The organism is Methylophaga sp. UBA1464 (genome assembly GCF_002325665.1).
In the GTDB taxonomy this organism is placed as follows: Bacteria; Pseudomonadota; Gammaproteobacteria; order Nitrosococcales; family Methylophagaceae; genus Methylophaga.
Window position 1 is genome coordinate 4,687 of record NZ_DCSO01000001.1, and the last position, 9,366, is coordinate 14,052.

The 9,366-nt window shown below is 44.8% G+C and carries 12 protein-coding genes; 6 read left to right on the forward strand and 6 right to left on the reverse strand.

Annotation, left to right across the window (positions count from 1 at the left end):
• The 3 genes from amrB to B3O33_RS00040 form a co-directional block, all read right to left on the reverse strand.
• Nucleotides 1-172: AmmeMemoRadiSam system protein B (gene amrB, locus B3O33_RS00030; protein ID WP_292362690.1), on the reverse strand; the 172-nt coding region annotated here is incomplete at its 3' end.
• Nucleotides 173-492: 320 nt separating this feature from the next.
• Nucleotides 493-1,149, reverse strand: a complete 657-nt coding sequence (locus B3O33_RS00035) for a pyridoxamine 5'-phosphate oxidase family protein (RefSeq protein WP_292359929.1) — start codon at nucleotides 1,147-1,149, stop codon at nucleotides 493-495.
• Between the two features lie 71 nt (nucleotides 1,150-1,220).
• On the reverse strand, nucleotides 1,221-2,126 hold the full coding sequence (locus B3O33_RS00040) for a LysR family transcriptional regulator (RefSeq protein ID WP_292359927.1): 906 nt from the start codon (nucleotides 2,124-2,126) through the stop codon (nucleotides 1,221-1,223).
• A 116-nt stretch (nucleotides 2,127-2,242) separates the two neighbouring features.
• Here B3O33_RS00040 and B3O33_RS00045 point away from each other — a divergent pair, with 116 nt between their 5' ends.
• The 4 genes from B3O33_RS00045 to B3O33_RS00060 all read left to right on the forward strand — a co-directional run bounded on the left by B3O33_RS00045 (nucleotide 2,243) and on the right by B3O33_RS00060 (nucleotide 4,796).
• Complete coding sequence (locus B3O33_RS00045; protein ID WP_339612358.1) at nucleotides 2,243-2,641, forward strand: DoxX family protein; 399 nt, start codon at nucleotides 2,243-2,245, stop codon at nucleotides 2,639-2,641.
• 2 nt (nucleotides 2,642-2,643) lie between these two features.
• Nucleotides 2,644-3,225 (forward strand): FMN-dependent NADH-azoreductase, encoded by a 582-nt coding sequence (locus B3O33_RS00050; RefSeq protein ID WP_292359923.1) that lies wholly within the window; start codon nucleotides 2,644-2,646, stop codon nucleotides 3,223-3,225.
• 10 nt (nucleotides 3,226-3,235) lie between these two features.
• Nucleotides 3,236-4,078, forward strand: coding sequence for a pirin family protein (locus tag B3O33_RS00055; RefSeq protein WP_292359921.1), 843 nt, complete (start codon nucleotides 3,236-3,238; stop codon nucleotides 4,076-4,078).
• A 73-nt stretch (nucleotides 4,079-4,151) separates the two neighbouring features.
• Complete coding sequence (locus B3O33_RS00060) at nucleotides 4,152-4,796, forward strand: MarC family protein (protein WP_292359919.1); 645 nt, start codon at nucleotides 4,152-4,154, stop codon at nucleotides 4,794-4,796.
• Here the strand turns inward: B3O33_RS00060 and B3O33_RS00065 are convergent, their stop codons facing one another.
• From B3O33_RS00065 to B3O33_RS00075, 3 genes are all read right to left on the reverse strand, one after another.
• Nucleotides 4,797-6,503 carry a potassium/proton antiporter gene (locus B3O33_RS00065; protein ID WP_292359918.1) on the reverse strand — a complete coding sequence of 569 codons (1,707 nt, stop codon included), beginning with the start codon at nucleotides 6,501-6,503 and terminating at the stop codon, nucleotides 4,797-4,799.
• A 158-nt stretch (nucleotides 6,504-6,661) separates the two neighbouring features.
• Nucleotides 6,662-7,759, reverse strand: coding sequence for an alkene reductase (locus tag B3O33_RS00070; RefSeq protein WP_292359916.1), 1,098 nt, complete (start codon nucleotides 7,757-7,759; stop codon nucleotides 6,662-6,664).
• Between the two features lie 157 nt (nucleotides 7,760-7,916).
• Nucleotides 7,917-8,327, reverse strand: a complete 411-nt coding sequence (locus B3O33_RS00075; protein WP_292359914.1) for a hypothetical protein — start codon at nucleotides 8,325-8,327, stop codon at nucleotides 7,917-7,919.
• Nucleotides 8,328-8,468: 141 nt separating this feature from the next.
• Between B3O33_RS00075 and B3O33_RS00080 the strand changes: the two genes are divergently transcribed.
• Nucleotides 8,469-9,032: a methylated-DNA--[protein]-cysteine S-methyltransferase gene (locus tag B3O33_RS00080; protein WP_292362684.1), complete on the forward strand. Its 564-nt coding sequence runs from the start codon at nucleotides 8,469-8,471 to the stop codon at nucleotides 9,030-9,032.
• Nucleotides 9,029-9,366: alpha-ketoglutarate-dependent dioxygenase AlkB (locus B3O33_RS00085; protein WP_292362685.1), on the forward strand; the 338-nt coding region annotated here is incomplete at its 3' end. The genes B3O33_RS00080 and B3O33_RS00085, both read left to right, overlap by 4 nt.

The following is a 9,366-nucleotide window of genomic DNA, read 5'->3' on the forward strand; positions in this document are numbered from 1 at the left end:
CGGCCACCTGACCGGAATAAAAATATCCTCCATGCGGCACAATAAGTGCTTTGGCACGATGATGGATATGGTCTGAGGGTTTATCAAACTGTTTGTCCAACAACTCTTCAAGCTCTGTTGAACGGGCGGGATAATACAAACCTGCAACTGCACTCGGGCGAATCGAAATCATGGTATTTATCCTCAAGTCTATGGTCTGCGATGCTCATTATTTATTAAGAGCAACTCAACGGCATTCCTTGCGCCTTGCCTGATATATTTTCAGCCACAACAGAGCTGGCTCTGAAAGAAAACATACCCTAACGAAGGCTTTGGATGATCGAGTATTCGCTTCAATTTGATGATTTTCAAGCGGGCTTTTTGCCGTTCAAAACGATCAATCCCCGGACGCTAGAGTTGCTGGGCATTGATCGTTTACAGGAATTTTTCCCTAAATATTATTGTGGTAGAGATGAGACAGAGTGGTGCGCAAACCACTTATTTTTCAATGATTTACGCTTCCCCTTTTTGCAGTAATAGTTCATATTCTTCCATGGTGATAATGCCTCCTTCCAGGGCCACTTTGGCTTTCTCCGCATCATCGATGACATCCTGAACCGCGTCCAGACGTTTCCAAACGGGTAAGGGGGTCTGACATTCAGCTTTGGGTACGTAACGTGATTCGCTGATACGTTTATAGCGATGAATATAACGCGGACAATTCTGAAACATATCTTCAATGGTCACTTTAACCACCAGTTCGGCTTCATGGAATAACGCGAGATCTTCAGGATCACGGCTCAGTTCAGCAGTACCATGAACCCGAACGCGATGCGGCGTTTCAAAATCGATAAACAGCATGCCGATTTTTTTATTGGCATCAATATTCCCCATCGACAGATACATACCGTTACCATCAAGACTTGGAAAGGCAAGTGTTTTGTCATCGAGAATTTTTACAAAGCCAATATCGCCGCCTTTGTGCGAACAGGTTGGAAAACCACGGTGATCGACTGTGGACAGGAAAAAGAAATCACGGCTGGCAATAAATTCACGATGCTGATCAGTAATGTAGTCCGTGATAATGGCTTCACCAACCCGATCGGCGAGTTTTTCTTTATTGAATTCCTGTTGTAGCTGTCGATGTTGTGCGCCATAGATTTCAGTCATAAATTTTCTCTCTGTTGTTTGACTTTTGAGTGGTCGACAGTTGAGCATTGTCTTGGTGGACTGTCAAATGGTCAACAATCCAGCCAGGGCGCATTTCGTGCGAAATAATTTTGTAAATAAGCAATGAGAATCTGACTACGCCGTGGCAGGTAACGTGTTTGAGGATACACCGCAAAGATACCCAGCTCATTGTCATGCATATAATCCCGCAAGATAACCTGCAGTTGTCCAGACTGTACTGCCTGATAACAGATAAAGTCTGGTGAGGTGATGATGCCTTGTCCGGCAATGGCGGCATCACATAGGAAATTGCCATTATTAGCCGTAAGTTTGCCTTGTAAGTGCAAGTTAATCAGGCTTCCATCTTGTTGAAACTGCCAGCTTTCAGAGGTATTCCTATAATGCAGAACCGTGTGATTGTTAGTGAGATCGGTTGGGATGATGGGGGTTCCATGATAGGTCAGATATTCCGGACTGGCACAGACCACCAAACGGGTAGAAGACAGTTTTTTGGCAATCAACGTTGAATCCTCAAGCCTGGATATACGTATCGCTAAATCAAATCCATCCGCAATCAGATCCACCAGTCGGTCATTAAAGTCGATCGACATTTCAATTAATGGGTGTATCAACTGAAATTCCTGTAAGGCGGGTCCCAAATGCATCAGACCAAATGATACCGGGGCCGAAATCCGCAGTTTACCGCTGAGTTCTGCTTCAATATCAGAGATCTGTGCTTCTGCTTCGGCGATATCATCCAGCAGACGTAGGCAATGTTGATAATAACGATGTCCGGCCTCTGTGAGCGTCTGTCGTCTGGTGGTGCGTTGCAACAAGGTGACATTCAGCCGTTTTTCCAAGTCCTTGAGCCTACGGCTGACAGCTGACTTAACCGTATCAAGTTGATCAGCTGCGAGACTGATACTGCCAGCTTCCACAATCCGTTTAAAGGTTTGCATATCTTCAATCTGGTTCATTGCCGCTTCCTTTATTGTTCATTTTATATCAACAATAATTTCTTTATAGCATTGTTTATCTAAATATCAAGAACTATAAAATGGCACCGTACTTATCTAATAAAGGATATAAAAAAATGTTTAGCAATATTACCGATCTGGCGGGACGAATTTTTCTTTCCCTGCTTTTTCTCACGGCAGGTTTAAGCAAGCTTGGCGCAGGTTATGACGGCACTGCCCAATACATGACTGCAATGGGCATCTCATCAGCGTTACTACCGGTGGTGATTGCCACTGAAATCCTCGGGGCAATTGCGATTATTGTTGGATTTCAGACTCGCATAGTGGCCTTTTTACTGGCTGGATTTTCGATGTTATCGGCCTTGTTTTTCCATCTTGATTTTGCCGATCAGATGCAAAGCATTTTGTTTATGAAAAACATCGCCATTGCCGGTGGTTTTTTAGTACTGGTCAGCCATGGGGCGAAACGCTTTTCTATTGATGCGGCTTTTGCCACACATAACAGAGGAATTTAAAGATGACACAATTAAACGTATTACATATTAACGCCAGCAGCCGTTATGACGGTTCACTGACCCGGGCGGTTTCAACACAATTGACAGAAATCCTTGCGGGACAAAATGAAATGACATTGCAGCAACGTGATGTGGCTTCAGGACTCACGTTTATTGATGAAAACTGGATCAACGCCAATTTTACCGACCCCGCTGATCGTAATGCAGCACAAAAAGAAGTTCTGAGGTTTTCTGATCAGCTGATTAACGAAGTCAAAGCGGCGGATGTACTGGTTCTGGCAGTACCTATTTATAACTTTGGCATACCGGCTGCTTTGAAAGCCTGGATCGATTTGGTCGCCAGAGCCCGTGAAACCTTTCGTTACACTGAACAGGGTCCGATCGGATTGCTGGAAAATAAAAAGGTCTATCTGGTGATGGCATCAGGTGGAGTATCGTTAGAAAGTGATGTGGATTTTGCCAGTAATTACCTGAAATTTTTTATGCAGTTTATTGGTATTACTGATGTCACACTGGTTAATGCCAATCACTATTTTGAACAGCCGGATAGCAGCGATAAATTGGCTGCATTAATTGCGGCGTAAGGAGGCCATCATGGCACAACAACGTGAAGTAAAAAAATGGATCCGTGGCCAAATGACTTCGGATGGAGCCGGGGTAACGTTAAGACGGTTAATTGCCTCGCATGAAATTGATATGTTGGACCCGTTTTTGTTATTTGATGCATTTGGCAGCGATAAACCGGAAGATTATATCGCTGGTTTCCCGCCACATCCGCATCGTGGTTTTGAAACGGTTACCTATATGTTAGCGGGCAAGATGCGGCATGAAGACAGTGCCGGTAATGCCGGTGTGATTGAAAGTGGTGGAGTGCAGTGGATGACAGCAGGACGTGGCATTATCCACTCGGAAAAACCTGAGCAGGAAGATGGGTTGTTAGCAGGTTTCCAGTTGTGGGTGAATCTGCCATCCGAGCAGAAAATGATGCCACCGCGATATCAGGAAAAAGCGGCCGATGAGATCGCAATAGAAACTCGTGAAGCTGGTTTGACCGTCAAAGTCGTTGCCGGTGAAACCATCAATGGCACCAAAGGCGTTATAGATAACAGCTTTGTCGAGCCAGTGTATTTCGTGATTGATGCGCCGGCTAGCAGTGTGTTTGAAGACAATATACCTGCAACACATAACGCCTTTGTTTATGTGGCAGCAGGACGAGTCAACATTGGTGATAAACCGACCTCCATCGGCGCCTCGCAGCTGGCAGTATTAAAAGAAGGCGATACGGTAAAAGTAGAAGCAGAGCAGGACAGTACTTTTATTATCGTGGCGGGCAAACCAATTAACGAACCGGTTGAGCGGGCGGGACCCTTTGTGATGAACACCCGTGCTGAACTGGAGCAGGCATTTACAGACTATCGCAGTGGCCAGTTTGCCTGATATAACGAACTGCTCAGTCGTTTAATGTTCTTTAATTTATGAGAGGATAAGCGTTTAAATTATGGAGTTCGCTATGAATGCTGGTGTTTTGTTCGACTATTGGATCATTACGATTGCCGCATTGTTTGTCATTGTGAATCCGCTAACAACAGCATTTATGTTTGTTTCACTGTTGCCACGAACTTCAGAAGCCACCCGCAAAGCCGTCGCTAAACGCTCAAGTCTGATTGCTACGGGAGTGTTTTTTGTCTTTGCTTTGCTGGGTGGTCTGATATTCAAGATCTTTGGTATTACGATTGAGGCATTTCGCATTGCCGGCGGTCTGATTTTATTCGGTATTGCCATGAGCATGATTCATAAAGGACTGGATGAAAGCGAAACTAGCAATGCTTCTGATCCGGCTATTGATGGCAAGATTGCCAAGGATATTTCTGTGATTCCTCTGGCTATTCCCTTTATGAGTGGCCCCGGGGCTATCGCCACAGTGATGATTTTGACCAGTGAAGCGCCAACTGCCTGGCATTTATTACTGGTGTTTGCTGCGATTATTCTGACAACAGGTTCGTGTTATCTGGCGATGGTTTATTCACATTTTCTGGTGCGTTATCTGGGTGAAACCGGCAAAGAGATTATCACGCGGATCTTCGGCATTATTCTTTCAGTGATTGCTGTACAGTTTGTAATTAACGGCGTGCTGGAGATATACGCTGGTCTTTAATCAGTATAGCCTCAATCCGATTTTGATGATTTTATCGCCTTCCACCTCATTGACTACCCAATGGATGCCATGCCAGTCCACATCATCACCAACTACCGGGTGTCCTCCCACACGGCGTGAAATAAAGTCACTTACAGTCATGCCATATTCGGCAGAGCTGATAACCAGTCCATAGGCTTTGGCGACATCAGAAAGTAATGCATCACCGCGAATATTGAATGAGCCAAAAAACGCTTCTTTCTGTTTTAGTTTGGAATGACCACTGAAGATTTGATTCAGTGCGTCCAAGTCTTCATTACGACTGATCACGCATATCGTGTCATTGAGTTTCAATTCAGTACTGCCTTTAGGATGCAGCATGACATCATTGCGAAATAATGCGGAAATCAGCGTACCCGATGGAAACCTTATTAACCGTATAGGTTGACCATCCAGCTGTTCGTTTTCAATGCGATACACAAACAACTCATAATCATTCTGCGGCAATATACCCAATGCACCCCGATGATTTGGTTTAATCCCGACCGGTACTTCAACGCGCATCCAACGTGCCATTAACGATAATGTGCTGCCTTGAATTAACAGTGACAGCAACACCACCACAAAAGCAACGTTGAAATATAAAGACGCATTTTCCACACCACCTATCACCGGAAAGATAGCCAATACAATGGGCACTGCGCCTCGTAAACCCACCCAGGAAATAAAACCGATTTCGCGCCAGCGGAAGCGAAAAAAAGGTTTAACCGAGAGAACTACCGCAATCGGTCTGGCAACAAAAATTAATGCTAATGCGATAACCAGAGCGGGCAGTGCGTATTGCATCAATTCACTTGGATTTACTAACAGGCCCAATATCAGGAATAAGCCAATCTGGCTGAGCCAGGCCAGGCCATCATGTACCGGGAGTATGAAATTTAAATGCCGTCCCGGCCGATTGCCAATCATCAGGCCACAAAGATAAATGGCTAAAAAGCCACTGCCGCCAACCGCTCCGGTAAGACCAAAAACACTAAATCCAAGCGCTAGTGCCAGCATGGCATAGAGCCCCGGCGCCAGGTCCAGCCAGCTGAGTAATCTGGCTATTAACCAACCGCCTCCGATACCGATAATCAGGCCAAAACCAAATTGCTGAACAAAAAATAAAATGGTCTCAAGCGGTGCACCAATTTCGCCAACCAGTACTTCCACCAACATAATCGTCAGAAATATTGCCATCGGGTCGTTGGTGCCGGATTCAATTTCCAGTGTAGCGCCGACACGTTCATTCAGGTTGATACCGCGACCACTAAGCATGGAAAAGACAGCCGCTGCATCAGTGGAACCTACAATAGCGCCAATCAATAATCCTTCAAATACACTCAGATCAAACACCCACATGGCAAGAAAACCGACACTGCCACTGGTCAAAAGTACGCCTAACGTTGCAAGGGATAATGCCGGTTTAAAACCAACGCGAAAGGTTTTGAGTCTTGTGCGTAAACCACCATCCAGCAGAATCATGGCTAAGGCGAGATGGCCTATCAGAAATGCCATTGAGTAATCATCAAACTGGATACCCAGAATACCTTCTTCGCCTGCCAACATGCCCAGGGCCAAAAAGATAATCAATAAAGGCAGGCCAAATTTTGATGAAAGTCGACTGCCGAGAATGCTCAAAGCAATGAGCAGGCCGCCGAGCAGGAACAGTGTATTGATAAAATCCATGTTAAACCTTGAACAAGTGTAAAGAGAATTATTACATACTCGTCGGTTGCATTTTTAAGGATTAAGTGTTTCAGCAACAATTATTGTTCAGTGTCGCTGCTTATTGGCAATACAAAAAAACCGGCAATCGCCGGTTTTTTTGTGCATTTTAAACAGAGTCAGGCCTGTTTGAGGAAAGGGTAATCGATATAACCTTTTTCATCACCACCATAAAAGCTTTCCGGATCTGGTTTATTGAGAGGGGCATCGATGGCAAACCGTTCCGGCAGATCCGGATTGGCAATGAATAATTTTCCGAAAGAAATCAGATCCGCTTTGCCTTCTTGTAGTGCTGCATTCGCAGATTTATAGTCGTAATTGCTGTTGGTCATATAGACGCCATCCCATAAGCTACGCAATGAGCTGATATCAAAATACGGACCCGCAATACCCGGAGTTTCTGCACCCATTTCTGTAATGTGTAAATAGCCCAGCCCGAATTTATTCAGGGCTTTGACCATGTAGCTGAAAGTAGCTTGGGGATTAGAGTCATATAAATCATTAAATGGCTGCAGCGGTGAAAGACGAATACCGACTTTTTCGGGATCCCATATTTCACAGACAGCGGCAGTGACTTCCATAATCAAACGCGATCGGTTTTCGATACTGCCACCATATTGATCCTGGCGTTGATTGGTTCCATCACGTAAAAACTGATCCAGGAGATAACCATTTGCTGCATGAATTTCTACGCCATCAAAACCGGCTTCTACGGCACAACACGCTGCGTGACGATATTGCTCAATAATACGTGGGATATCTGCTGTTTCTATCGCCTGTGGAGTTTCATAAGGTTTCATACCCTCATAGGTGTAAACTTCACCAGCCGGTTTTATTGCAGAGGGGGCAAGCGGTTTCATGCCATCTGGTAACATGGAGCTATGCGAAACCCTTCCACAATGCCAAAGTTGCATAAAGATTAAGCCATCTTCTTTATGTACTGCGTCAGTCACACGCTTCCAACCAACTACCTGTGCTTCAGAATGAATGCCGGGGGTGAGTGGATAACCCAGTGCATCATCAGCAATTTGTGAACCTTCACTGATAATCAGGCCAGCGCTGGCACGTTGCCGGTAATAGGTGACATTCATTTCGGTGGGCACAAGACCATCACCTGCTCTATTGCGGGTTAAGGGGGCCATGACCATGCGGTTTTTTAAAGTCTGACGGCCTATTTTAATTGGAGACAGTAACGTAATATCCTGCGATTCGCTCATGAATACCTCTGGCATAAAAGAAAATTAAGGTTAATAGTGCAGTTAGCGTTGATATTGGACTTACTTTAAAGATCCAAACGTTACCGGCTGCAAATCATTGACGATCATGCAGGATGGTTCAGCAAAGCTTTTTACTGATTGGTTCTGGCCTAATATCTTATCGTTGTAGATTTTTCGCTTTTTGTTTTGCTTCAAGTAAAGATTTAATGAATTCCAGTTTTTCCGGAACAGCGTCGCAACTGTCTACTGCACTTCCGCAACGTGAGCAATTTAATGCGAACCATGCCGCATCAATGACATCGCTGCGAATTTCTTCCTCTACCTGATTTGCCGTACCCACCATCGATCTGGCTCGGGTCTGAATATATCCATGTTGATTTTTGCACTGCATCACATCAATCGGCTGCTTGAAGTCGTATTGTTGATGCAGTTCCAGGCCCACCTGATATTGGTAAAGCATTTCCTGATAAACCAGTTTTAGTGGATCGCCCGTACCAAGCTGAGAAACAGCACCGGCGTTAGCCAGCAAGGGCATGCAAAGTAACAGCAGAATTATTTTAAGTTTCATAGCAGTGTCCAGGAAAAATTCCCATAGTAATCACAGCTTAATGGATTTTTAAACTGTGTGCATCGGCAAATTCCTTACTGATAAACTGCTAAAGGAATTGCTATTTAAAATGTAAACTAACAACTTTAAGGTGAACGCAACGTGAACAGGGGACAGTCAATGATGGCCAGTGAATTGAGAATCGTTGTGCCAGTATCTGAGAGTATTCATTTTGCTATTGGTATCAGTCCGGTAGGACATGTGCTTACCGCGGAATCTGCCAAGGGTATATGTGCCGTTTATTTGGGTAAATCCCCAAAATTGATGATGGCCAGTCTCCAAAAACAGTTTCCGGATGCGAAGTGTATAGATGGTGGAAAGGGGGTTAAAAATACACTTTCCAAAGTGATTGAAGTTATTCATAACCCCCAAAAAAATAGAGACTTTTCGCTGGATTTGCGTGGTACGGTTTTTCAGAAACAAGTCTGGCAAGCCTTGCAGCAAATCCCGACAGGAACCACTGTAAGCTACAGTGACATAGCTGAAAAATTAAATAATCCGGGAGCTGTGAGAGCCATTGCCAGTGCCTGTGGGGCAAATAATATTGCGGTGATCATTCCGTGTCATCGGGTCATTCGTAAAGATGGCTCGCTTTCGGGATATCGGTGGGGAGTCGAAAGCAAACTAGCACTGCTGCGTCGCGAAAGGCTTGTTTTGACAAAATGAAGATGGCAGATTTATTTGCCGATTTGATACCCACTGATGTGCAACAGATATTGCCAGATGTATTCTTATTAAAGGGTTTCGCTTTGGCGCAAGCCGAGCAACTTTTTAAGGCTATTTCAGCTATTGAAACACAATCCCCTTTTCGCAAAATGCAGACACCGGGCGGTTTTCTCATGTCAGCGGCGATTACCAATTGTGGTGAAGTTGGCTGGCATACGGATCGACAGGGTTACCATTACAGTGAAATTGACCCGCAAACCGAGCAAGCCTGGCCAGCGATGCCGGTATGTTTTGAGCAACTTGCTCAACAGGCAGCTCTGTTAGCTGGGTTTAG

Coding starts and splice junctions, on each gene's coding strand:
- B3O33_RS00060 (WP_292359919.1), top strand. CDS start 4,152: ATGAATGCTGGTGTTTTGTTCGACTATTGGATCATTACGATTGCCGCA.
- B3O33_RS00075 (WP_292359914.1), bottom strand. CDS start 8,327: ATGAAACTTAAAATAATTCTGCTGTTACTTTGCATGCCCTTGCTGGCT.
- B3O33_RS00055 (WP_292359921.1), top strand. CDS start 3,236: ATGGCACAACAACGTGAAGTAAAAAAATGGATCCGTGGCCAAATGACT.
- B3O33_RS00070 (WP_292359916.1), bottom strand. CDS start 7,759: ATGAGCGAATCGCAGGATATTACGTTACTGTCTCCAATTAAAATAGGC.
- B3O33_RS00050 (WP_292359923.1), top strand. CDS start 2,644: ATGACACAATTAAACGTATTACATATTAACGCCAGCAGCCGTTATGAC.
- B3O33_RS00035 (WP_292359929.1), bottom strand. CDS start 1,149: ATGACTGAAATCTATGGCGCACAACATCGACAGCTACAACAGGAATTC.
- B3O33_RS00040 (WP_292359927.1), bottom strand. CDS start 2,126: ATGAACCAGATTGAAGATATGCAAACCTTTAAACGGATTGTGGAAGCT.
- B3O33_RS00045 (WP_339612358.1), top strand. CDS start 2,243: ATGTTTAGCAATATTACCGATCTGGCGGGACGAATTTTTCTTTCCCTG.
- B3O33_RS00065 (WP_292359918.1), bottom strand. CDS start 6,503: ATGGATTTTATCAATACACTGTTCCTGCTCGGCGGCCTGCTCATTGCT.